Raw genomic sequence first — 22,441 nt, forward strand, 5'->3', positions numbered from 1 at the left:
CAATGGACACTCCCAAACCGCAGCAAAAGTCCGCGCACTTGCTGGATGATCTCGAATCAATCCGCCAGTTGCTCGGCGATGACAACCTGCAACCGCCACTGCTGACCGACACGGTCGATGACGGTGAGCAGGAACAGATTCCGATGCTATTCGACTCGGTCGGCAACGTCCCCCCAGCCACTGAACCGCCACCGGCACCGGTTGCGCAACCTGCAGCCTCTGTCGATAAAGGCCCGGATGCCCTGCTACACCTGGACAGCGAATTGCGCGCCGCTGCGCAATTGATCATGCAAGACGTGATCGACGACTTCGCCCCGCACATCGAAACCGAAATCAAACGCCGCCTCGATGCGCGGATGGAACGGCTACTCGCCGCAGCTACGAGCGGCAAGCTTTAAGCTGCAAGCAAAAGCCAAAGCAACCGCCACTCTCTCCTTGCAGCTTGTGGCTGGTAGCTTGCAGCTGCCCCCACGGCTATACTTCCCGGCTTTTCCTGAATAAATGCCAATAGGGTCCCGCCGCGCATGGATAAGACCTACCAGCCGCACGCCATTGAAACTTCCTGGTACAACACCTGGGAGTCCGAGAACTACTTCGCCCCGCAAGGCGCGGGCGATTCCTACACCATCATGATCCCGCCGCCGAACGTCACCGGCAGCCTGCACATGGGTCACGGTTTCAACAACGCCATCATGGATGCTCTGATCCGTTTCCGCCGCATGCAGGGTCGTAACACCCTGTGGCAGCCGGGCACCGACCACGCCGGTATCGCCACGCAGATGCTGGTGGAACGTCAACTCGAAGCCAAGGGCCAGAGCCGTCACGACCTCGGCCGCGAGAAATTCCTCGAGAAAATCTGGGAATGGAAAGATGAATCCGGTGGCAACATCAGCCGTCAGATCCGTCGCCTCGGCTCGTCCGTAGACTGGAGCCGCGAGCGCTTCACCATGGACGACGGTCTCTCCGAAGCGGTTAAAGAAGCGTTCGTGCGCCTGCACGAAGACGGTCTGATCTATCGCGGCAAGCGTCTGGTCAACTGGGACACCAAGCTGCACACGGCCATTTCCGACCTCGAAGTGGAAAACCACGACGAGAAAGGTTTCCTGTGGAACCTCAAGTACCCGCTGGCTGACGGCGCGAAAACCGCTGAAGGCAACGATTTTCTGATCGTCGCGACCACCCGTCCGGAAACCATGCTCGGCGACTCCGCCGTCGCGGTAAACCCGAACGACGAGCGCTACAAAGCCCTGATCGGCAAGTTTGTCGAGCTGCCACTGGTTGGCCGTCGCATCCCGATCATCGCCGACGATTACTGCGATCCTGAATTCGGCACCGGCTGCGTGAAAATCACCCCGGCCCACGATTTCAACGACTACGAAGTCGGCAAGCGCCACAACCTGCCGCTGCTGAACATCTTCGACAAGAATGCCCACGTACTGCCGGCCTGCCAGGTGTTCAACCTCGACGGCACACTGAACGAGAGCATCGACGGCAAGATCCCGGCTGAATACGCCGGCCTCGATCGTTTCGAAGCGCGCAAGCAGATCGTTGCCGCGTTCGACGCCGCCGGCCTGCTGGTCAGCGTCGACGACCACGGCCTGAAAGTGCCGAAAGGCGACCGCTCCGGCACCATCATCGAGCCGTGGCTGACCGACCAGTGGTACGTGTCGACCAAGCCTTTGGCCGAGCCTGCGATTGCCGCTGTCGAAGACGGCCGCATCCAGTTCGTGCCGAAACAATACGAAAACATGTACTTCTCGTGGATGCGCGACATTCAGGATTGGTGCATCAGCCGTCAGTTGTGGTGGGGCCATCGGATTCCGGCCTGGTACGACGAGTCGGGCAAGGTCTACGTCGGTCGCGATGAAGCCGAAGTGCGTGCCAAGAACAACCTTGGCCCGGACGTTGCGCTGCAACAGGACAACGATGTTCTCGACACCTGGTTCAGTTCGGGTCTGTGGACGTTCTCCACCCTCGGCTGGCCGGAGAAAACCGAGTTCCTGAAGAAATTCCACTCCACCGACGTGCTGGTCACCGGTTTCGACATCATTTTCTTCTGGGTCGCCCGGATGATCATGATGACCATGCACCTGGTAAAGAACGAAGACGGCACGCCGCAAGTGCCGTTCAAGACCGTCTACGTGCATGGTCTGGTGCGCGACGGCCAAGGCCAAAAGATGTCCAAGTCCAAGGGCAACGTCCTTGACCCGCTGGACATCATCGACGGCATCGACCTGGAAACGCTGGTGCAGAAACGCACCTCGGGTCTGATGCAGCCGAAACTGGCGAAGAAGATCGAGAAGCAGACCCGCGACGAGTTCGCCGACGGCATCGCCAGCTATGGCACCGACGCCCTGCGCTTCACCTTCTGCTCGCTGGCGTCCACCGGTCGCGACATCAAGTTCGACATGGGCCGCGTCGAAGGTTATCGCAACTTCTGCAACAAGATCTGGAACGCCGCACGTTATGTTCTGGACAAGGGCGAAGACTGCGGCCAGAACGGCGAAGCCTACGAGCTGTCGCTGGCAGATCGCTGGATCATCTCGCAACTGCAGCGCACCGAAGCCGAAGTCACCCGTCAACTGGATCAGTTCCGTTTCGACCTCGCGGCGCAAGCGCTGTACGAGTTCATCTGGAACCAGTACTGCGACTGGTATCTGGAATTGTCCAAGCCTGTGCTGTGGGACGAAAACGCTCCGGTCGAGCGCCAGCGCGGCACTCGTCGCACGCTGGTTCGCGTACTGGAAGTGGCGCTGCGTCTGGCGCACCCGTTCATGCCGTTCATCACTGAAGAAATCTGGCAGCGCATTGCACCGCTGGCCGGTATTCAGGGCAAGACGATCATGCTGCAACCTTGGCCAGTGGCCAATGAAGAGCGCATCGATCCGGCTGCCGAGAGCGACATCGAGTGGCTCAAAGAGCTGATGCTCGGCACGCGTAACATCCGTGGCGAGATGAACATCGGTCCGGGCAAACCACTGCCGATCTACCTGAAAAACGTCAGCGCCGAAGACCAGCGCCGTTTGACCGAGAACGAAGCGCTGCTGAAGAAGCTGGCGCGTCTGGAATCGATCACCGTCCTGGCCGCTGGCGAAGAAGCACCGCTGTCCGCCACCGCACTGGTCGGCGAAATGGAAGTGCTGGTGCCGATGGCCGGCCTGATCGACAAGGCTGCTGAACTGGCGCGCCTGGACAAGGAAATCCTGCGTCTGCAGGGCGAAGTCCAGCGGGTTGGCGGCAAGCTGTCCAACGCCGGTTTCGTCGACAAGGCCCCGGCCGAAGTCATCGAGAAGGAACGCGCCAAACTGGCCGAGGCTGAACAGGCCCTGGGCAAACTGGCCGAGCAGCACGCGCGGATTGCCAGCCTGTAACGGTAAATCGCAATGAAAAAGGGAGGCCCGTAACGGCCTCCCTTTTTTATGCCCGCCACACATGCCATGCGGCATCTCCGACATGGGTTCGGCGTATAAGTCGTCAATGTGGGACAATACCCACCACTTTCAGCCATACCCGAATCGACCACGCCCATGAACGCCCCCCGTACACCTCGCCCGCCGCGCAAGAAGCCTGATTCCGCCACCTCGGCCAAAGCCGTGGAACCGCGGGAAAAGGCCAGCCTGCACCCGCGCAATCGCCATCAGGGTCGTTACGACTTCCCGGCACTGATCAAAACCACGCCGGAACTGGCGAAGTTCGTGATCACCAACCCGTACGGCAAGGAAAGCATCGACTTCGCCAGCCCCGACGCGGTGCGCGTGTTCAACCGTGCGCTGCTCAAGTCGTTCTATGGCATTCAGCATTGGGACATTCCGGCAGACTACCTCTGCCCTCCGGTTCCGGGCCGTGCCGATTACGTGCACTTTCTTGCGGACCTGCTGGCGAGCATCAACGACGGCAAGGTGCCGCGCGGCGCGATCGTCAATGTGCTGGACATCGGCATGGGTGCCAACTGCGTGTATCCGCTGATCGGCAACAGTGAATACCGCTGGCACTTCCTCGGCTCGGAAATCGACCCGACGGCCGTTGCAGCGGCCAAGGCGATTGTCCAGTCGAACGACCTGAGCAAGGTCATCCAGCTGCGCCAGCAGGAGAATCGCAAGCACATCCTGATCGGCTTGCTGGAGCCAGGCGAGCGTTTCGACCTGACCATGTGCAACCCGCCGTTCCATGCCTCGATGGACGAAGCGACCAAGGGCAGCGAGCGCAAATGGCGCGCACTGGGTAAAGCTGATCCGAAACGCAAGTTGCCGGTGCTGAACTTCGGCGGCCAGTCGGCAGAGCTGTGGTGCGAGGGGGGTGAAGCGCGTTTCGTGACGCAACTGATCGCCGAAAGCGCCAATTTCCAGCACAAGGTGCTGTGGTTCAGCACATTGGTGTCTAAAGCCTCCAACCTGCCGGCCATCGAAACCGCGCTGAAAAAGGCTGGCGTACTGGAAAGCCAGGTGGTGGAAATGTCTCAAGGGCAGAAACAGAGCCGTTTCGTGGCCTGGACCTTCCAGACCAAGTCCGAACAGCAGATCTGGCGTCGCGAGCGCTGGACGCGCTAAACATCGCATTGACCGACGCAGGTCAAATCTGCTCGCGAAGGCGGCGGGTCAGTCAACTTTAAAATCGACTGACCCACCGCTTTCGCGAGCAGGCTCGCTCCCACATGGGATCGCGCGGCATCGCCAAATCGCAGACACAAAAAAACCGTGCCCGGATCGCTCCGGTGCACGGTTTTTTATTGCTGCGTCTTACTTGTTCACAGCGTCGGTCAGGCCTTTGGCCACAACCAGCTTGATCACTTTCTTCGCAGGGATTTCGATGGCAGCGCCAGTCGAAGGGTTACGGCCAGTGCGGGCAGGACGCTCGGTCACTTTCAGCTTGCCGATACCTGGCAGAGTGATTTCGCCGCCGTTTTCCAGCTGATCGGCAACGATTTGGCCCAGTTGGTCCAGAGCGTTACGCGCGGTGGTTTTCGGCGCGTCGATAGCTTCAGCGATGTCGGCGATCAGTTGGTCTTTAGTAAGAGCCATGTAGTGTTCCTTCCCTATCAAATTCATATGGATTGCAGAGTGCAGTGTCAGCCATCGAGCCCGATCTTCTGGATCTGGCACCCTCGGCGATAACCGCGACGAGTCGGGTTATAGATACCGAAATCAGGGTTTGGTTCGACCTGACAAATGCTGATTGCACGCTTAACGCAGTGACTTCGCGTAAGACCGGGCAAAACTAGCACAGAGACAAGGAAATATCCGCCTCTAGCTACCCATTTGGTCAGCTTTATTGCTCTAAACCGGTAAAAAACTGCATAAGGGCCGCACAGCGCCCAGGAATTGCCCTTCACCCGGCGCCAAAACCAGTGATTGCGGTACACTGGGCGCTTTTTCGGGGGAGCCTGCCCTCCTCCCATCCAACAGCCGAGAAGCCCATGCCGATCCGTCATTGCATCGTCCACCTGATCGACAAAAAACCCGACGGCACGCCCGCAGTTCTGCACGCCCGTGATTCTGAACTGGCGGAGTCGGCGGCCATCGAGAACATGCTCGCCGACCTCAACGAGAGCTACAACGCCAAACAGGGCAAAGCCTGGGGTCTGTTCCACCCGGAATCTGGCGCGTTCCCGTTCAGTGGCTGGCTGAAGGAGTACATGGAAGGTGGCAGGGACTTCACCGCATTCAGCAAAGTGGCGGTCGAGCATCTGCAGAAGCTGATGGAAGAGTCGAACCTGTCGGTCGGTGGCCACGTGCTGTTCGCCCACTACCAGCAAGGCATGACCGACTACCTGGCCATCGCCTTGCTGCACCACAGCGAAGGCGTGGCCGTCACCGACTCGCTGGACGTGACCCCGTCGCGCCACCTCGACCTCGGCCAGCTTCACCTGGCCGCGCGGATCAACGTTTCCGAGTGGCAGAACAACAAGCAGTCCAAGCAGTACATCTCGTTCATCAAAGGCAAAAACGGCAAGAAGGTTTCGGAATACTTCCGCGACTTCATCGGCTGCCAGGAAGGCGTCGACGGCCCGGGCGAGACCCGCACCCTGCTCAAGGCTTTCAGTGACTTCGTCGAGAGCGAAGACCTGCCGGAAGAGTCCGCTCGCGAGAAAACCAAGACGCTGGTCGATTACGCCAGCAGCCAGGCGAAACTTGGCGAGCCAATGGGCCTGGAAGAGCTCTCGGAGCTGATCGACGAAGAACGCCCGAAAGCCTTCTACGATCACATCCGCAACAAGGATTACGGCCTGTCGCCAGAGATACCGGCGGACAAACGCACCTTGAATCAATTCCGCCGCTTCACCGGTCGCGCCGAAGGCCTGTCGATCAGCTTTGAGGCGCACCTGCTGGGCTCCAAGATCGAGTACGACGAAGAGAACGGCACCCTGATGATCAAGGGTCTGCCAACCTCGCTGACCGATCAGCTGAAGCGCCGCAACTGATGCTCGGCAATGTGCTGAAGAAGGTCGCGCTGGTTCTGCTGGTGGTCGTGGTTTATCAGAACTGGGGCAAGATCGAGCGGGTGTTCAACCCGTCGCAGATGGTTGCTGAGCAGACGCGGGCGCAGGCTAATGTCGTGCTCTATGCCACAGACTGGTGCGGCTACTGCAAGCAGACCAAACGCTTTCTCGACAGCAAGGGGATTGCGTTCAAGGAATTCGACATCGAGAAGGATGCCGAGGCGCGCAAGGCGTACGAGGCACTGGGTGGACGCGGGATTCCGCTGATCGATGTGAATGGCACGTTGATTCGAGGATTTGATCCGGACGAGATCCTCGCTGCCCTGAAATAACTGTGGGAGCGAGCAGGCTCGCCCCCACAGGTTTGCATCTGACTTAAAAAATCAGCGGGCCTCGATACGGAAACCGAAGCGCGGGAAGTGCACATGCACCACGCCGCCACGCTCGTCTTCGCGACGCACGATCAGCTCCTCACGACCGGCAAACAGCAACTCACCCACCACCGGATCAACCCCGTAATCAGTCGCGGCAATTGCCACCTGCTGGCCTGCCTTGAACCCGTTCGGATCAACAAACTGTTCATCCGGCAATGCCGCTGGCGTCGCATTGCGTGCAACCTCCAGCGCCTCCTCGGACGTCATTTCGCTCGCAGCGCCATGCCCGAAGCCCAACACACGTCCCAGCCACGCGACGACGGCTGGATACTCATCCACCAGAGGCGCTGTCACATGGGTCGCCTTGAGAAACCACATCGGGTGCGCCAAAGCAAAGTCGGCAATCGATGGACCGCCAAACAGGAAGTCACCTTGCTCGCGCTGCAACTGCTGCTCCAGACGCGCCATGATCGTCGGCCATTGATGCTTGGCCTGCTCGGTAGACAAACGCGTGGCGCTGCCGCCACTGAACAAGCCGGCACGGTCGGCCATAAACGCCTTGATCGCTTCCGGCGGTAATTTGCCGAAACGCACGGCAACCGATTCCGGCTGGAACACCAGACTGACGGCATGCTGGAACACCACCGAGTCCGCCCACGTCGCGAAGCTGGCGGTGGTCATCTCCTGACCTTCGGGGAAAAACGACGGCTGCGCCTTCTCTTGCTCCAGGCGGCGGGCGATCAACGAAGTGTCGCAATAGATGTCAGCGCCGATCTGCAGCACTGGGGTTTTGCGATAACCACCGGTCAGGGCGGTCAGATCCGGTTTCGGCATTACCGGCGAGATATTCACCGAGCGCCAGGACAGACCTTTGAAGCCCAGCAGCAGACGGGCCTTCTCGGCAAATGGAGAGGTCGGGTAATGATGCAGAATCAACTCGGACATGCTCGGCTCCGCCGCTCAGAAAGTGAGTCGGCAGCTTAGCGCGCATTTACTTAGCAGCCTACAGATCTGGCTGATGGGAACCGATCAGTCAGATTGATAAGACGAGTGTGGCCCCCGAACGAAAAAAACCGCCTCAGCCGAAACCGAGGCGGTCGTTCTCACCTCAATAAACCTTACATAAAGTCATCGAAGTGATCTCGCAGGAATTCGTAAAAGCGAACCGCTTTAAACGATCTCCATACGAGGCTCAGAGTACGCAGCAAAAGCTTCATACGTTTTGGCCTCCAGTCGGGGGACCAAACCTCCAGCGCGCTTACCGGACCATGTACGCCTTCGGAATACACGCTAGCGTATCCAGTGAGGCGGCCGATTGAGACACCCTTCGAAAAATCATTCCGGCACGGGAGCAACTCCGTGTCAGAGGGCATGAAACCGTTACGCCAATCAGCCAAGCCTCACTAGCTGCACTGTCATGCGAGCGGATGGAGAGTAATCGCGTTTCAGAACCGCCGTTTAAACAAATCGATCTAAAATCGCGCTCTTCCAAAAATCGCCTCAGGCTTGCTCGATGGCAAAAAGACGAATAATCTTCACCCACGCTAGTGTATCCAGTGAGAACAGTAATCCCGGCCGCAAACCGAGGTTTACGAAAAAAAACCGCCCCGCAAGGCGGCTTTTTTTTGCCTGCCATTTGCGTGGTAGTCGTCTCCATCCACAAGGATTTCTACCACCCGACAGAATCTGATCAGTCAGATTGATAAGACGCGACCAGACACTCCTTCGCGCTCTTGCGCAGTTTTTTGATCAACCGCTCCTGCCGCAAGGCGTCGCTCTTGTCGCGACAAAGCTCGGTGTAAACCAGTGCCGTGGCCGGGCTGGACAGGAAGAAGCGCGCGCCTTTACCGCTCTGGTGCTTGGCAAAACGGCGCGCGGGATCGTTGCTGATCCCGCAATACAACGAACCGTTGGCCGCGCGCACGAGGTAGACGAACCAGGACTTGCTCACTGGCTCGACAACATCGACAGATTTTTCGCTAAGGCTGGTCACTTCAGGATCAAGACGCGTAGGAAACAGGCCGCGATCTTATCAGCGACCGGCCTGAAATGCCTTCAGTCCCTTCAGCGCCTGGGCACGCAATGCGTTGCGCACCAGAGGCGTCCAGCCCAGCAGCAGGCCTTTGAAACCCAAGGCCTGACGCGACCAGCGCCACAGATCGAAATGATCGTGGTGCTCGCAAATCTTGCCGTCACGGAACACGAAGCGTGCTTGGATATCGTTGACCACGACGTTGCCGGTCTGGCTGAACAAATACGTCGCCACCCAATGCGCACCGCCGCTGCGCTCATCGGCGCGAACGTTGTCGAAAGTCAGCGAAAAGTCTTTGGCGCGGGTGGTGAGCATTCGCCACATGTCGCCAGCATCGCGCCCACGCAGCTCACCAAAGGCCGGGTCGCTGAACACCACATCGTCGGTGTAACACGCAGCCATGGCCTCGGCGTCGAGGCGCTGGAAAGCCTGATAGAAGCGGGTGATCAACGCAGCGTGGGCGTCACTCATGGGCAAACTCCGAGGAATGGACAGATTGCCAGCACGATAATCTGCAAAGCGCGGAAACACTATCGGCATTCGCCCACCGAATACCCTTCTTGGCCTTCAGACGACGATAAAACCAGTGGGAGCGAGCAAGCTCGCTCCCACTGGGGCCTGCGCTATTCAGATCTTTTCGCTTGTGACCTGCACGTACAGCGTCCGCCCGGCGCCGAGGCCCGCGACGATCGCCCCCGTGCCAATGATGCCGAAGATCCAGCCCACCGCATTCCAGCCGCCCGTCCAGTCATGCACAACGCCGACTGCAAAGGGCCCCATCGACGCCAGCGTGTAGCCGAAACCCTGGGCCATGCTCGACAGGTTGGCTGCGACATGGGAGTCACGCGAACGCAGTACGATCAACGTCAGCGCCAGACTGAATGCACCGCCCTGCCCCAGACCGAGCAGAATCGCCCAGCCCCACAGGCCTTCGATCGGCGCATACAGACAACCGAACAGACCGCCGAGGGTCAGCGACATCACCACCACGATCGCCAGACGCTGATCCTTGCCACGAGTCGCCAGCCACGGCGCCGCGAGTGAACTGGCGAGCTGGACGATCACCGAACCGGACAGTACCAGGCCGGCCTGAGTCGGCGTCAGACCGCGACCAATCAGGATCGACGGTAACCAGCCGAACACGATGTAGGCCAGCGACGATTGCAGTCCCATGTACAAGGTCACCTGCCACGCCAGCGGATCACGCAACAGTCCGCGCACGCGATAAGCGACATTGTGCGCACCGTGTTTCTGGCCGACTTGTGGTAGCCAGAACACCGCAGCGACCAGCGCCGGAATCACCCAGAAACCCAGACCCACGGCCCAACTGCTGCCGAAGTGCTCACTCAACGGTACGCTCGATCCCGCCGCCATCGCGGCACCGAGACACAGCGCCATGGTGTAAACGCCCGTCATGGTACCGGCGTGTTTGGCGAAGTCGCGTTTGACGATGCCCGGCAGCAGCACGCCAATGATGCCGATACTGGCGCCGCCCAATACGCTGCCGGCAAACAGACCGATCTCACCGAAATTGCTGCGCAGGATAATCCCGCCTGCGAGGGTCAGGAGAATTCCCAACACCACTCGCTCGGCACCAAAACGCCGCGCCAGAATCGGCGCCAGCGGTGCAAACAGACCCAGGCACAGCACCGGCAACGTGGTCAGCAGACCCGCCTGAGCGGCAGACAGCCCGAGACTTTTCGATACGTCGCTAAGCAGCGGCGCCAGGCTCGACAGCGCCGGACGCAGGTTCAGCGCCACCAGAATCAAGCCCAGCAGCAACAGCCATGGCCGGCGCACCAGCGGATGGCTTTGCTGTACTTGTTCGTCATCAGCCTCGGCATCGATCAGCAGCTCTTCGAGCTCTGCCGTGCGTTTCGGGGCTGTGGATATCTCGTTGCGGGGCATGGATTTCTCGGTTTCAAGGTTCATTGATCAACTGCCTGGATAAGGCTTTGGCCCGTTCCGGGTCGCGTTGTTCGACGGCATCGAGCAACTCGATGTGCAGGTCGAACACTTCCTGACGGCGCGGAACGATGTTCAGCGTCTGACGCAATTGCGCGCCGACGATGCTGGAAAAATAGCGATACAGCTCGCTGAGTGTCGGGTTATGCGCGGCGTCGACCAAACGGCGGTGGAACACCAGATCGCAGGCGATGTAGGTGTCGAGATCGCCGTGGTAATGGCTGCCGCTTGTGCCGAGCGCTTCACGCAAGGCGACGAGGTCTTCATCGGTGCGGCGCAACGCCGCGAGGCCGATGGCCTCGACCTCAAGGATATGCCGGGTTTCCCGCGCCTGTTCCAGCGAACAACGCGAGAGCGCCTTGAGGGTGTCCAGCGGATCAATCACCGCACGCAGATAACTACCGTCGCCCTGGCGAATTTCAATCAACCCGGAAAACGCCAGCACGCGCATGGCCTCACGCACGGTGTTACGGCTGATGCCCAGCTCGGCGCACAGCTCGGGCTCGGTAGGCAATCGCTCGCCGACCTGCCAGGTGCCGCTGTTGATGCGCTGACGCAATTGATCCAAGGCCTGATCGACCAAGGACCGTTTAACAAGAGGAGAAATGTCTGACATAGGATTCGCCCTTTCATCCAATCATAGGATGAATTTTCTGACATGTTAGTCAGACCCGTGTAGGACGGCAACAACCTAGGGTCAATTGGAGGGAAATGAAGCGGGATTTTCGATTAGTCAAAATTACCCTTAGAGGGTAATTTCAGGGACAGGGTTTGGTTTCTTATGGAGAAGAACACGCCCCATTACGACTTGGCGGTGATTAAGGCTGAGGTCCGGCGGCTTGGGAAAAAAGCCTTCACCAAAACCTCGGCAGATTCAGCTGAATATCTCGGCTTTAGCGTCAGCGAGATGCAAGAGATCATTTTCGAATTGCAAAACAGGATGTTGTACAAATCGATGACCAGCTACGACGACCATCGTGTCTGGCAAGACGTGTATCACACCAACTCACAAGATCTGGAGATTTACATCAAGGTGACCTACCGCCCCGGCGGCGGCCCACCGGTAATCTCCTTCAAGGAGAAAAACCCATGAAAACCCGGCAATGTGTCAGCTGCGGTGCACGTGAGGGAATGAAACATTTTGAAGGGCGCGGCGAGACCTTGAGTGTCAAAGGCATGGAGCGCCGTGTAGATGATCTTTCTGGATGGGAATGCCAGCAGTGCGGAGAAGTCGAGTGGGATGACGATACCGATAGTGCGGAACGTTATTGTGACGCAGGGGATGAGCTGGTTATCGCTGCAAGGCAAATGATCGGGGCCGAGATGAAGCGTATCCGGCGCAAACTGCATCTCACGCAAAAAGAGACGGTGCAACTGCTGTCTGGTGGAGGGCATAACGCGTTCTCTCGCTACGAGCGCGGCGAAACATTACCACCCAAGTCGCTGATGTTGCTGATGCGACTGTTGGATCGTTACCCGTACTTGCTGACCGATGCGAAAATTCTCAGTGAGGGCGCAGACTTGAGAGGCTTCAAGCACACCATCCACAAAGAACACGAAACCCTCACCGTATCCTGACCCCCAAAAAAACAAACCCGACACAAGGCCGGGTTCGTTTTACACATCAGCCATCAATGCAGAATCTGGCTCAGGAACAGCTTCGTCCGCTCATTTTGCGGATTATCGAAGAAGTCGTTCGGTGCCGCCTGCTCAACGATCTCGCCCTTGTCCATGAAGATCACGCGATTGGCCACGGTGCGGGCAAAGCCCATTTCGTGGGTTACGCAGAGCATGGTCATGCCGTCTTCGGCCAGACCGATCATGGTGTCGAGCACCTCTTTCACCATCTCAGGATCAAGCGCCGAAGTCGGTTCGTCGAACAGCATGATTTTCGGTTTCATGCACAGCGCGCGGGCGATTGCCACACGCTGTTGCTGACCGCCGGACAGTTGCCCCGGATACTTGTGCGCCTGCTCCGGAATGCGTACGCGCTCCAGGTAATGCATGGCGATTTCCTCGGCCTTGCGCTTGGGCATCTTGCGTACCCACATCGGCGCCAGGGTGCAGTTCTGCAAAATGGTCAGGTGCGGAAACAGGTTGAAATGCTGGAACACCATGCCGACTTCACGGCGGATCGCTTCGATCTGCTTGAGATCGTTGGTCAGTTCCACGCCATCGACGACGATGCGGCCCTGCTGGTGTTCTTCCAGACGATTGAGGCAACGAATGGTGGTCGATTTGCCGGAACCCGATGGGCCGCACAGGACGATACGCTCGCCCTGTTTGACGTTGAGGTTGATGTCTTTCAGCACGTGGAACTGGCCATACCACTTGTTGACGCCCTGCATCTGAATAATGCCTTCAGGGCTCACAGGCTTTTTGATTGCTTCACTCATTACAGAACTCCTAACGCTTGTGGCCAGTGTCGAGCTTGCGTTCCAGATGCATGGAATAGCGCGACATACCAAAACAGAAAATCCAGAACACCAGGGCGGCAAACACGTAGCCTTCGGTGGCCATGCCCAGCCATTTCGGATCGGCAGCGGCTTGTTTGACGCTGTTGAGCAGGTCAAAGAGGCCGATGATGATCACCAGACTGGTGTCCTTGAACAGCGCGATGAAGGTGTTGACGATGCCGGGAATCACCATTTTCAGGGCTTGCGGCAGAATCACCAGGCCCATCGAACGCCAGTAGCCCAGGCCCATTGCAGCCGCCGCTTCGTACTGACCTTTAGGGATCGCTTGCAGACCGCCGCGCACCACTTCAGCCACGTAGGCCGACTGGAACAGGATCACGCCGATCAGCGCCCGCAGCAACTTGTCGAAGTTCATGCCTTCGGGCAGGAACAGCGGCAGCATTACCGAAGACATGAACAACACAGTGATCAACGGCACGCCGCGCCAGAACTCGATGAAGGTCACGCAGACCACTCGAATCGCCGGCATGTTCGAACGCCGACCCAGCGCCAGCACGATGCCAAGCGGCAAGGCGCCAGCGATACCGACGGTGGCAATCACCAGAGTCAGCATCAAGCCGCCCCATTGGCTGGTCGCGACGGTTTGCAGGCCGAATACGCCGCCGTGCAGCAGGCACCAGGCGACAATCGGATAGATCACCAGAAAGCTCAGCCCGTACACAGCTTTACGCGGGAAGCGCGAGATGAACAGTGGCGCCACGCCGATCACTGCCAGCCATACGGTCAGGTCCACGCGCCAGCGCAGGCCGGTCGGGTAGTAGCCATACATGAACTGACCGAAGCGTTGCTGGATGAACACCCAGCAGGCGCCCTCCTTGGTGCAATCGGCCTGGGTGGTGCCGACCCAGTTTGCGTCGAGGATCGCCCACCCCAGAATCGGCGGAACGATCAGGTAGATCAGGTAGAACGCGAACAGCGTCAGCAAGGTGTTGAGCCAGCTGGAGAACATGTTCGCGCGCATCCATGCCACTACGCCGATGCTACTGCTCGGTGGGGGCATGTCGGGTTTGAAAGTATGAGTACTCATGCGCTTTTCCTTACCGCTCGATCAGCGCAATGCGCTTGTTGTACCAGTTCATCAGCAGGGAAATGCTGATACTGATCGCCAGGTACACGCTCATGGTGATCGCAATCACTTCGATCGCCTGACCGGTCTGGTTCAGCACGGTGCCGGCGAACAGCGAAACCATTTCCGGATAACCGATACCGGCGGCCAGCGAGGAGTTCTTCGCCAGGTTCAGGTATTGGCTGGTCAGCGGCGGGATGATCACCCGCAGGGCCTGGGGAATGATTACCTTGCGCAGGGTCGGGCCTTCACGCAAACCGAGTGAACGGGCCGCTTCGGTCTGGCCGTGGCTGACCGACTTGATCCCCGAACGCACGATTTCGGCGATGAACGCCGCGGTGTAAACGGTCAGGGCCAGGGTCAAGGCCAGCAGTTCCGGGATAAGCACCCAGCCGCCAACGAAGTTGAAGCCCTTGAGCTCGGGCATTTCCCAGTGCAGCGGAGCGCCGAAGATCAGCGCGCACAAACTCGGGATCACCAGCAGAATCGCCAGACCCACCCAGAACTTGTGGAACGGCTCACCGGTCGCTTCGAAGCGCTTATTGGCCCAGCGGCACATCAGCACGATGCCGACGATGGCCACCACAACACTGATCACGAATGCCCAGAAACCATCAGCTGCCAGCGCGGCCGGCATGTTCAGGCCACGACTGCTGACAAAGAAGGTGTCGCCGAAGTTGTGGCTGTTGCGCGGTCCCGGCATGGTCAGGAACACCGCGAAGTACCAGAACAGGATTTGCAGCAGGGGCGGAATGTTGCGGAAGACTTCCACATACACGGTCGCCAGCTTGCTGATGATCCAGTTTGGCGAAAGACGCGCGACACCAATGATGAAGCCCAACAGAGTCGCCAGGATCACGCCGATGATGGTCACCAGCAATGTATTGAGCAGACCGATCACAAACACGCGGGCATAGCTGTCCGCTTCGGTGTAGTCGATCAGGGTTTGAGCGATGCCGAACCCGGCACTGCGCTCCAGAAAGCTGAAGCCGGAGGTGATGCCCCGGTGTTCAAGGTTGGTTTGTGTGTTATCGAACAGGAACCAGCCCAGGGAGACGACGGCCACGATAGTGACGATCTGAAATACCCAGGCGCGCACTCGCGGATCGCTGAGGCTGAGCCTCTGCTTTGGTGCGCCGATTGATTTTTGCATGAAGTGCCCCGGAAAAAATGGAACAAGAACATCACCCGGCGGTTGGCCCGCCGGGTGATAGAACCATTAGCGCACTGGTGGTGCGTACTGAATGCCGCCGTTGTTCCACAGGGCGTTCAGGCCACGGTCGATTTCCAGCGGAGTGTTCTTGCCGAGGTTTTTCTCGAACACTTCACCGTAGTTGCCGACCTGCTTGACGACCTGCACTACCCAGTCCTTCGGCAGTTTCAGGTCTTTGCCGTACTCACCGTCAGCGCCGAGCATACGAGCGACGTCCGGATTCTTGGTCGACTTGGCTTCAGCTTCGACATTCTTCGAAGTGATGCCAGCCTCTTCAGCGTTGAGCATGGCGTAGCCAGTCCAGCGCACCACGGCCAGCCACTCGTCGTCGCCGTTACGCACGACTGGACCCAGTGGTTCCTTGGAAATGGTTTCCGGCAGAACCACGTAGTCTTTCGGCGAAGCCAGTTTGCTGCGCTGGGCGAACAGCTGGGATTTGTCGGAAGTCAGCACGTCGCAACGACCGGATTCCAGCGACTTGGCGCTTTCATCGGAGGTGTCGAAGGTGATTGGGGTGTATTTCAGACCGTTGCCGCGGAAGTAGTCGGAAACGTTGAGCTCGGTGGTAGTACCGGCCTGGATGCAGATGGTTGCGCCGTCCAGCTCTTTGGCACTCTTCACGCCCAGCTTGTTGTTTACCAGGAAGCCGATGCCGTCATATTAGGTAATGAAGCCCGGGAATTTCAGGCCCATGCCCGCATCACGGGAGCTGGTCATGGTGGTGTTGCGCGACAGGATGTCGATCTCGCCGGACTGCAGCGCGGTAAAGCGCTCCTTGGCGTTCAACTGACTGAATTTGACCTTGGTTGCGTCGCCGAATACGGCAGCAGCTACTGCGCGGCAGAAGTCAGCGTCGATGCCGAGGATCTTGCCGGTAGCGTCCGGTACCGAGAAGCCCGGCAGACCGTCGCTCACGCCACATTGCACGAAACCTTTCTTCTGCACGGCATCCAGGGTTGCACCCGCCTGAGCGAACCCGCTGACGCCGAGTACTGCTGCTGCAGTCACGATCGCCAGAGTGGATTTCAACATCTTCATTCAAACCTCCAGTTTTGCTCTTGTTGTGTCGGAGCTTGAGTCCAGTCGCACCCTTTTGAGGCGGTGTTGACCCTAGTTGGCTTTTTATTGGGTCAACCGACGTAAAGACCTTCGCTATGAGTGTTTCAGGAGAAAATCCACATCATGGACAACTCACTTCTCACCAATTGGCCGAACGGGCTGTAGCCCTTTCATATTCGCTAAGCCCATGGCGGCCATTGGCGAACATCCATTACCGGATTCTTTGCATCCCATCGTCAGGCGTTCACTGATAGTGTTACCGCCAGACGCGAGATCGGTTGCACGCTTCAAGCCATAGCAAAGCCCGTACCACACCGGCCGCTGAAGCACATAAGCGACAGGTCAATAGCAAAACTTGTACCCTTGCGACATCTTCTTAACGGATCAACCGGGCGCGCACTTCAATCACGCACTCAATGAGAGCGCCCGCACATATTTGGAGCAGACATGACCGAGCCCTTGATTCTTCAGCCTGTTAAGCCCGCAGACGCCTGCGTGATCTGGCTGCACGGCCTCGGCGCCGACCGCTTTGACTTTCTGCCGGTCGCCGAGGCGTTGCAGGAAAGCCTGCTGAGCACACGCTTCGTACTGCCGCAGGCGCCGACCCGTCCAGTGACGATAAATGGCGGATATGCCATGCCGAGCTGGTACGACATCAAAGCCATGAGCCCGGCGCGCGCGATCGATCGCGATGAACTGGAAGCGTCGGCCGATCACGTCATTGAATTGATCGAAAACGAGCGCGCCAGCGGAATAGACGCCTCGCGGATTTTTCTCGCGGGTTTCTCCCAGGGTGGCGCCGTGGTCTATCACACCGCTTTTCTGAAATGGCAGGGACCGCTGGGTGGCGTGATGGCGTTGTCGACGTATGCGCCAACGTTCAGTGAGGAACTGCAGTTATCTGCCAGTCAGCAACGAATTCCGGTGCTGTCATTGCACGGTCAGTTCGACAACGTGGTGCAAAACTCGATGGGCCGCACAGCTTATGAGTATCTGAAAGCCCATGGTGTCACCGTGACATGGCAGGAATACCCAATGGAGCACGAAGTGTTACCCGAGGAAATTCGCGATATCGGTACCTGGCTGAGCGAGCGCCTGCGCTGATTATCCGCACAACGTCCGCCCTTTGATCATCACACTACGCCGCGCCCGTTTCTTGCATTACACTGGCCGGCGTACATTCCTTAACCAATTGATGAGATGACCGTGCTCGAAGCACTCAAGAAAATGTTCGGTAAAAGCGAGGCTGAGCAGCTCGCGCCAGTTACCCGTGCGCCGTCGCACGCCCCCGGTCATCGCAACGATGCCCCGCAGGCCGACCGCCCCGCTCCCGCAGCGGCACCGAAGCAAGAACCGCAACCTGCACCGGCCGCGCCAATCGCCGCCGAGCCTGCCCGCAGCGAAGCGCCAAAACCGCCCAAGCCGCGTCGCGAACCCAAGCCCAAGGCTCCAGTCATCCCGTGGAAACTCGAAGACTTCGTCGTCGAACCTCAGGAAGGCAAAACCCGCTTTCACGATTTCAAGCTTTCTCCAGAACTGATGCACGCCATTCAGGATCTGGGCTTTCCTTATTGCACGCCGATCCAGGCACAGGTGCTGGGTTTCACCCTCGCCGGCAAAGACGCCATCGGCCGCGCCCAGACCGGTACCGGTAAAACCGCCGCGTTCCTGATCTCGATCATCACTCAGTTGTTGCAGACCCCGCCGCCGAAAGAACGCTACATGGGCGAACCCCGTGCGCTGATCATCGCGCCGACCCGTGAGCTGGTGGTGCAGATTGCAAAAGACGCCGCCGACCTGACCAAGTACACCGGCCTCAACGTGATGACGTTTGTCGGCGGCATGGATTTCGACAAGCAGCTCAAGCACCTTGAAGCGCGCCACTGCGACATCCTCGTTGCGACCCCGGGCCGCCTGCTCGACTTCAACCAGCGCGGCGACGTCCATCTGGACATGGTCGAAGTAATGGTGCTGGACGAAGCCGACCGCATGCTCGACATGGGTTTCATCCCGCAGGTTCGGCAGATCATTCGCCAGACCCCGCCGAAAAGCGAACGTCAGACGCTGCTGTTCTCCGCGACTTTCACCGAAGACGTGATGAACCTCGCCAAGCAGTGGACCACCGACCCGTCGATCGTCGAGATCGAATCGCAGAACGTGGCCAACGAAAACGTCGAGCAGCACATCTTTGCCGTGGCCGCTGCCGACAAATACAAACTGCTCTTCAACCTGGTCAACGATAACGGCTGGGAGCGGGTGATCGTGTTTGCCAACCGCAAAGACGAAGTGCGCCGAATCGAAGAACGTCTGGTGCGTGATGGCATCAACGCCGCGCAACTGTCTGGCGACGTGCCGCAACACAAGCGCATCAAGACGCTCGAAGGCTTCCGTGAAGGCAAGATTCGCGTACTGGTCGCCACCGACGTTGCCGGTCGCGGCATCCACATCGACGGCATCAGCCACGTCATCAACTTCACCCTGCCGGAAGTCCCGGACGATTACGTGCACCGCATCGGCCGTACCGGTCGTGCCGGCGCCGATGGCGTGTCGATCAGCTTTGCCGGTGAAGACGACTCCTACCAGTTGCCGTCCATCGAAGAGAAGCTCGGCCGCAAGATCAGCTGTGAAACACCTCCCACGCATCTGTTGCGTGCAGTTGAGCGCAAGCGTCCAGAGTAAGTGACACGATAGAAGAGAAGCGCAGCCGGCAACGGACTGCGCTTTTTTTGTGCCCGGCTTTTTTTCCGGAGGATCTTGCCCGATAAAACTAAAAGTCCATAATAGACAAATAAGTTTAGATTTCGCATCCGGAGCCTGACATGTCCAGTACGCCCTACGTGATCGACCAAACCCAGGCCCGTGAACTGCTGGCCCGCATTGATGTGCCGCAGACATTGCGCAAACTGTTCCGCGATCTCGCCGCCGGTAACGCGGTTCAACCGGCGCAGCAACTGGTGGAGTTCCCGCAGGGCGCTGGTGACTTCATCAATTACCTGGGTGTGCTGGCCGAAGACGGTGTGTACGGCGTGAAGACCTCGCCGTACATCGTCCGCGAGCAAGGCCCGTTGGTGACCGCGTGGACCTTGTTGATGTCGATGCAGACCGGCCAACCCTTGCTGCTGTGCGATGCCGGCGAACTCACCACAGCGCGTACGGCTGCGACCACCGCAGTGGCCGTCGATGCCCTCGCTCCGCTGGATGCGCGGCGACTGGCGATCATCGGCAGCGGCAAAGTCGCACAGGCGCATCTGCATTACGTGAAGTCTTTACGCGACTGGAAAAGCATCAGTGTGTATTCGCCGAGCCTGCAGGAGGATCCTGAAACCCAGGCGCTGCTCAAAGCCGCAGCTCCCGGACTGACGATTACAACCCGTCTTGAAGCCGCCCTCGCCGATGCCGATGTGATCATGCTCTGCACTTCGTCAGCGGGGCCGGTGATCGACCCGGCGGCACTGAGCAAACCTGCGTTGATCACCTCGATCAGCACCAACGCCCCCCGCGCCCATGAAGTGCCGCCGCAAAGCCTCAACGACATGCAGGTGTTCTGCGACTATCGTCTGACCACACCGGGCTCGGCGGGCGAGATGCTGATTGCTGTTGAGCAACATGGCTGGAGCACGGACTCGATCATGGGTGACCTCGCCGATCTGCTCAGTGAAAAAGTGCAACGCCCGGATTACCACCGTCACGTGTTTTTCCGCTCGATCGGGCTAGGGCTGGAAGACATCGCCCTGGCGAATGCGATTTATCACCTGAAGCACTGACACCTCGATCCCTGTGGGAGCGGGCCTGCCCGCGATGCAGACGCCTCGGTTCTTCAGAAAAAACCGTAGTGATGCCATCGCGGGCAAGCCTGGCTCCCACAGGATTTGCGACAACTTCAACTTTGCAGTTCAACGTGGAGTTTTTTCATGAGCCAGGCAGATTTCATCATCATCGGCGGCGGGATTGCCGGCGCTTCCACCGGTTTCTGGCTGTCGCCCCACGCCAAAGTGATCGTGCTGGAGCGTGAGTCTCACCCGGCCTATCACTCCACCGGGCGCTCCGCCGCCCTGTTCACCGCGGCTTATGGCACACCGCAGGTACGCGCGCTGACTCAGGCCAGCCGTGAGTTTTTCGACCAGCCGCCGGCCGGTTTTTGCGAGCACCCGCTGCTGACCCCGCGCGGCGAGATGACCGTGGATTTCACCGGTGACGCCGCCGAACTCAACAACCAGTACCTGAGCGCCAAAGCCACGGTGCCGGAAATGCAACGGCTCAGCGCCGATGAAGCCTGCGCGCGCCTGCCGATCCTGCGTCGGGAAAAAGTCCACGGGGCGATTTACGACCCGACAGCCTGTGACATCGATACCGACGCCCTGCATCAAGGCTACCTGCGCGGGATCCGCCGCAATCACGGCGAGGTGCACACCGACTGCCAGGTGCTGGGGCTTGAGCGCGATGCCAACAATGTCTGGCAGGTGCAGACCAATGGCCAGACCTTCAGCGCGCCAGTGATCATCAACGCTGCCGGCGCCTGGGCTGACAAGATCGGCGCAATGGCCGGTGCACAATCGCTGGGCCTGCAACCGAAACGCCGCGCCGCCTTCATCTTCGCCGGGCCAGAAGGTGTCGACATTCATCAGTGGCCGATGCTGGTCAGCCTCGACGAATCGTTCTACATGAAACCTGATGCCGGCATGTTCTTAGGCTCGCCAGCCAACGCGGACCCGGTCGAACCCCACGACGTGCAGCCTGAAGAACTGGACATCGCCATGGGCATCTATCAGATCGAAGAAGCCACGACGCTGACCATCCGCCGCCCGACACGAACATGGGCCGGCTTGCGCAGTTTCGTTGCCGACGGTGATTTGCTCAGCGGATTCGATGCACAGGTGCCGGGCCTGTTCTGGGTCGCAGCCCAGGGCGGGTACGGCATCCAGACGTCACCGGCGATGGGCCAGGCCAGCGCCGCACTGGTGCGCGGTTTGCCGTTGCCCGAGCAACTGCGCCAGTTCGGCCTGAGCAGCAACATGCTCTCCCCTACCCGGCTCGGTTAATCCGCGCTGCGGATGACGCGCCCAACCGATTGCGGCAAACTCGCAGCGCCCCTGTTCATGTGGGCGCTGACGCTGCCTGGAGCTCCACTGTCATGACCGCCCCCGAACTCGACCCGGCACTGGATAACTTCCGGGCCATCGCCGACGCCATCGCCACACTGTTTTTTCCCCACGCCGAAGTGGTGCTGCACGATTTGCGCACGCAAAAAGTCGATTACATCGCCAACAATCTGTCCAAACGCGAGATCGGTGACGAGTCGTCACTTGAAGACATGCTCAGCGAGGACGTCAGCGAGCGGAACATCGGCCCGTACGAAAAACTCAACTGGGATGGTCAGAAGATCCGCAGCCTGAGCAGCGTATTGCGCGACAGCGAAGGCCTGCCGCTGGCGGTGCTGTGCATCAACCTGAATATTTCGCTGTTCGAGAATGCCAAGGCTGCGCTGGACCTGTTCCTGTCGCCGAGCAAACTGATCCCGCAACCGGACTCACTGTTTCGCGATGACTGGCAGGAGCGCATCAACACGTTTCTGCACGCCTGGCTGCGCGAGCGCCAACTGAGCCTGAATCTGCTGACCCGCGATCACAAACGTGAACTGGTGCTGGCGCTGCATGCCGAGGGCGCGTTCAAGGGCAAGAGTGCCTCGAACTACGTGGCCAATGTGCTGAACATGGGCCGGGCGACGGTGTACAAACACCTGAAGGAATTAAAGGGCTGAAGAGCCGCGGTGATTGATCTGACTCCATCGCTGGCAAGCCAGCTCCCACAGGGATGTTGAT

21 protein-coding genes and 1 pseudogene are annotated in these 22,441 nt (G+C 59.1%); 12 read left to right on the forward strand and 10 right to left on the reverse strand.

Annotated elements, in window-relative coordinates:
• Positions 1-2 precede the first annotated feature (2 nt).
• The 3 genes from AB4P92_RS10185 (at position 3) to rlmF (ending at position 4,547) form a co-directional block, all read left to right on the forward strand.
• Complete coding sequence (locus AB4P92_RS10185) at positions 3-398, forward strand: hypothetical protein (RefSeq protein WP_047299840.1); 396 nt, start codon at positions 3-5, stop codon at positions 396-398.
• A 126-nt stretch (positions 399-524) separates the two neighbouring features.
• Entirely contained in the window at positions 525-3,371 is a 2,847-nt protein-coding gene (locus AB4P92_RS10190) for a valine--tRNA ligase (RefSeq protein WP_042557780.1), read from the forward strand.
• Between the two features lie 156 nt (positions 3,372-3,527).
• A complete protein-coding gene (rlmF, locus tag AB4P92_RS10195; protein WP_047299839.1) occupies positions 3,528-4,547 on the forward strand; it encodes a 23S rRNA (adenine(1618)-N(6))-methyltransferase RlmF in 1,020 nt (339 codons plus the stop codon).
• Between the two features lie 189 nt (positions 4,548-4,736).
• On the opposite strand, the gene AB4P92_RS10200 is transcribed toward rlmF, so the two are convergent.
• The gene (locus AB4P92_RS10200; RefSeq protein ID WP_003221909.1) at positions 4,737-5,018 is read right to left on the reverse strand and encodes an HU family DNA-binding protein; all 282 of its coding nucleotides are present in this window, start codon (positions 5,016-5,018) and stop codon (positions 4,737-4,739) included.
• Positions 5,019-5,413: 395 nt separating this feature from the next.
• On the opposite strand from AB4P92_RS10200, the gene yejK reads away from it, so the two are divergent.
• Positions 5,414-6,418, forward strand: a complete 1,005-nt coding sequence (gene yejK, locus AB4P92_RS10205; RefSeq protein WP_042557778.1) for a nucleoid-associated protein YejK — start codon at positions 5,414-5,416, stop codon at positions 6,416-6,418.
• Positions 6,418-6,768 (forward strand): glutaredoxin family protein, encoded by a 351-nt coding sequence (locus AB4P92_RS10210; RefSeq protein ID WP_008083649.1) that lies wholly within the window; start codon positions 6,418-6,420, stop codon positions 6,766-6,768. The genes yejK and AB4P92_RS10210 overlap by 1 nt, the downstream gene beginning before the upstream one ends.
• A 51-nt stretch (positions 6,769-6,819) precedes the next feature.
• Here the strand turns inward: AB4P92_RS10210 and AB4P92_RS10215 are convergent, their stop codons facing one another.
• The 5 genes from AB4P92_RS10215 to AB4P92_RS10235 form a co-directional block, all read right to left on the reverse strand.
• The gene (locus tag AB4P92_RS10215; protein ID WP_047299838.1) at positions 6,820-7,755 is read right to left on the reverse strand and encodes a glutathione S-transferase family protein; all 936 of its coding nucleotides are present in this window, start codon (positions 7,753-7,755) and stop codon (positions 6,820-6,822) included.
• A 745-nt stretch (positions 7,756-8,500) separates the two neighbouring features.
• Positions 8,501-8,803, reverse strand: a complete 303-nt coding sequence (locus AB4P92_RS10220; protein ID WP_042557776.1) for a GIY-YIG nuclease family protein — start codon at positions 8,801-8,803, stop codon at positions 8,501-8,503.
• Between the two features lie 39 nt (positions 8,804-8,842).
• Positions 8,843-9,313 carry a nuclear transport factor 2 family protein gene (locus AB4P92_RS10225; RefSeq protein ID WP_395599322.1) on the reverse strand — a complete coding sequence of 157 codons (471 nt, stop codon included), beginning with the start codon at positions 9,311-9,313 and terminating at the stop codon, positions 8,843-8,845.
• A gap of 156 nt (positions 9,314-9,469) precedes the next feature.
• On the reverse strand, positions 9,470-10,774 hold the full coding sequence (locus tag AB4P92_RS10230) for a CynX/NimT family MFS transporter (RefSeq protein WP_115146338.1): 1,305 nt from the start codon (positions 10,772-10,774) through the stop codon (positions 9,470-9,472).
• A complete protein-coding gene (locus AB4P92_RS10235) occupies positions 10,764-11,423 on the reverse strand; it encodes a FadR/GntR family transcriptional regulator (RefSeq protein ID WP_115146337.1) in 660 nt (219 codons plus the stop codon). Before AB4P92_RS10235 ends, AB4P92_RS10230 begins: the two co-directional genes overlap by 11 nt.
• Positions 11,424-11,588: 165 nt before the next feature.
• Between AB4P92_RS10235 and AB4P92_RS10240 the strand changes: the two genes are divergently transcribed.
• Complete coding sequence (locus tag AB4P92_RS10240; protein ID WP_042557772.1) at positions 11,589-11,900, forward strand: type II toxin-antitoxin system MqsR family toxin; 312 nt, start codon at positions 11,589-11,591, stop codon at positions 11,898-11,900.
• Complete coding sequence (locus AB4P92_RS10245) at positions 11,897-12,385, forward strand: type II TA system antitoxin MqsA family protein (RefSeq protein WP_395599323.1); 489 nt, start codon at positions 11,897-11,899, stop codon at positions 12,383-12,385. Before AB4P92_RS10240 ends, AB4P92_RS10245 begins: the two co-directional genes overlap by 4 nt.
• 53 nt (positions 12,386-12,438) lie before the next feature.
• Here the strand turns inward: AB4P92_RS10245 and AB4P92_RS10250 are convergent, their stop codons facing one another.
• The 4 genes and pseudogenes from AB4P92_RS10250 to AB4P92_RS10265 all read right to left on the reverse strand — a co-directional run bounded on the left by AB4P92_RS10250 (position 12,439) and on the right by AB4P92_RS10265 (position 16,601).
• Complete coding sequence (locus AB4P92_RS10250) at positions 12,439-13,203, reverse strand: amino acid ABC transporter ATP-binding protein (RefSeq protein WP_007905492.1); 765 nt, start codon at positions 13,201-13,203, stop codon at positions 12,439-12,441.
• A gap of 10 nt (positions 13,204-13,213) precedes the next feature.
• Entirely contained in the window at positions 13,214-14,311 is a 1,098-nt protein-coding gene (locus AB4P92_RS10255; RefSeq protein WP_047299835.1) for an amino acid ABC transporter permease, read from the reverse strand.
• A 10-nt stretch (positions 14,312-14,321) separates the two neighbouring features.
• Positions 14,322-15,503: an amino acid ABC transporter permease gene (locus tag AB4P92_RS10260; protein WP_042557769.1), complete on the reverse strand. Its 1,182-nt coding sequence runs from the start codon at positions 15,501-15,503 to the stop codon at positions 14,322-14,324.
• A gap of 66 nt (positions 15,504-15,569) precedes the next feature.
• Positions 15,570-16,601: pseudogene (locus AB4P92_RS10265) on the reverse strand (amino acid ABC transporter substrate-binding protein).
• Between the two features lie 468 nt (positions 16,602-17,069).
• Between AB4P92_RS10265 and AB4P92_RS10270 the strand changes: the two are divergent.
• The 5 genes from AB4P92_RS10270 (at position 17,070) to AB4P92_RS10290 (ending at position 22,380) form a co-directional block, all read left to right on the forward strand.
• The gene (locus AB4P92_RS10270; RefSeq protein WP_042557767.1) at positions 17,070-17,726 is read left to right on the forward strand and encodes an alpha/beta hydrolase; all 657 of its coding nucleotides are present in this window, start codon (positions 17,070-17,072) and stop codon (positions 17,724-17,726) included.
• A gap of 96 nt (positions 17,727-17,822) precedes the next feature.
• A complete protein-coding gene (rhlB, locus tag AB4P92_RS10275; protein WP_115146332.1) occupies positions 17,823-19,301 on the forward strand; it encodes an ATP-dependent RNA helicase RhlB in 1,479 nt (492 codons plus the stop codon).
• A gap of 140 nt (positions 19,302-19,441) precedes the next feature.
• Positions 19,442-20,386 carry an ornithine cyclodeaminase family protein gene (locus AB4P92_RS10280; RefSeq protein WP_395599324.1) on the forward strand — a complete coding sequence of 315 codons (945 nt, stop codon included), beginning with the start codon at positions 19,442-19,444 and terminating at the stop codon, positions 20,384-20,386.
• Between the two features lie 147 nt (positions 20,387-20,533).
• Positions 20,534-21,661 carry an NAD(P)/FAD-dependent oxidoreductase gene (locus AB4P92_RS10285; RefSeq protein WP_395599325.1) on the forward strand — a complete coding sequence of 376 codons (1,128 nt, stop codon included), beginning with the start codon at positions 20,534-20,536 and terminating at the stop codon, positions 21,659-21,661.
• A 92-nt stretch (positions 21,662-21,753) separates the two neighbouring features.
• On the forward strand, positions 21,754-22,380 hold the full coding sequence (locus tag AB4P92_RS10290; protein ID WP_150597492.1) for a transcriptional regulator: 627 nt from the start codon (positions 21,754-21,756) through the stop codon (positions 22,378-22,380).
• Positions 22,381-22,441 lie beyond the last annotated feature (61 nt).

It is taken from the genome of Pseudomonas sp. A0308 (genome assembly GCF_044218815.1).
GTDB lineage: Bacteria > Pseudomonadota > Gammaproteobacteria > Pseudomonadales > Pseudomonadaceae > Aquipseudomonas > Aquipseudomonas iridis.

Bases quoted from the DNA above. Each gene is read 5' to 3' on its own strand.
- AB4P92_RS10185 (WP_047299840.1), top strand. From the start codon at position 3: ATGGACACTCCCAAACCGCAGCAAAAGTCCGCGCACTTGCTGGATGAT.
- AB4P92_RS10190 (WP_042557780.1), top strand. From the start codon at position 525: ATGGATAAGACCTACCAGCCGCACGCCATTGAAACTTCCTGGTACAAC.
- rlmF (WP_047299839.1), top strand. From the start codon at position 3,528: ATGAACGCCCCCCGTACACCTCGCCCGCCGCGCAAGAAGCCTGATTCC.
- AB4P92_RS10200 (WP_003221909.1), bottom strand. From the start codon at position 5,018: ATGGCTCTTACTAAAGACCAACTGATCGCCGACATCGCTGAAGCTATC.
- yejK (WP_042557778.1), top strand. From the start codon at position 5,414: ATGCCGATCCGTCATTGCATCGTCCACCTGATCGACAAAAAACCCGAC.
- AB4P92_RS10210 (WP_008083649.1), top strand. From the start codon at position 6,418: ATGCTCGGCAATGTGCTGAAGAAGGTCGCGCTGGTTCTGCTGGTGGTC.
- AB4P92_RS10215 (WP_047299838.1), bottom strand. From the start codon at position 7,755: ATGTCCGAGTTGATTCTGCATCATTACCCGACCTCTCCATTTGCCGAG.
- AB4P92_RS10225 (WP_395599322.1), bottom strand. From the start codon at position 9,313: ATGAGTGACGCCCACGCTGCGTTGATCACCCGCTTCTATCAGGCTTTC.
- AB4P92_RS10230 (WP_115146338.1), bottom strand. From the start codon at position 10,774: ATGAACCTTGAAACCGAGAAATCCATGCCCCGCAACGAGATATCCACA.
- AB4P92_RS10235 (WP_115146337.1), bottom strand. From the start codon at position 11,423: ATGTCAGACATTTCTCCTCTTGTTAAACGGTCCTTGGTCGATCAGGCC.
- AB4P92_RS10240 (WP_042557772.1), top strand. From the start codon at position 11,589: ATGGAGAAGAACACGCCCCATTACGACTTGGCGGTGATTAAGGCTGAG.
- AB4P92_RS10245 (WP_395599323.1), top strand. From the start codon at position 11,897: ATGAAAACCCGGCAATGTGTCAGCTGCGGTGCACGTGAGGGAATGAAA.
- AB4P92_RS10250 (WP_007905492.1), bottom strand. From the start codon at position 13,203: ATGAGTGAAGCAATCAAAAAGCCTGTGAGCCCTGAAGGCATTATTCAG.
- AB4P92_RS10255 (WP_047299835.1), bottom strand. From the start codon at position 14,311: ATGAGTACTCATACTTTCAAACCCGACATGCCCCCACCGAGCAGTAGC.
- AB4P92_RS10260 (WP_042557769.1), bottom strand. From the start codon at position 15,503: ATGCAAAAATCAATCGGCGCACCAAAGCAGAGGCTCAGCCTCAGCGAT.
- AB4P92_RS10270 (WP_042557767.1), top strand. From the start codon at position 17,070: ATGACCGAGCCCTTGATTCTTCAGCCTGTTAAGCCCGCAGACGCCTGC.
- rhlB (WP_115146332.1), top strand. From the start codon at position 17,823: ATGACCGTGCTCGAAGCACTCAAGAAAATGTTCGGTAAAAGCGAGGCT.
- AB4P92_RS10280 (WP_395599324.1), top strand. From the start codon at position 19,442: ATGTCCAGTACGCCCTACGTGATCGACCAAACCCAGGCCCGTGAACTG.
- AB4P92_RS10285 (WP_395599325.1), top strand. From the start codon at position 20,534: ATGAGCCAGGCAGATTTCATCATCATCGGCGGCGGGATTGCCGGCGCT.
- AB4P92_RS10290 (WP_150597492.1), top strand. From the start codon at position 21,754: ATGACCGCCCCCGAACTCGACCCGGCACTGGATAACTTCCGGGCCATC.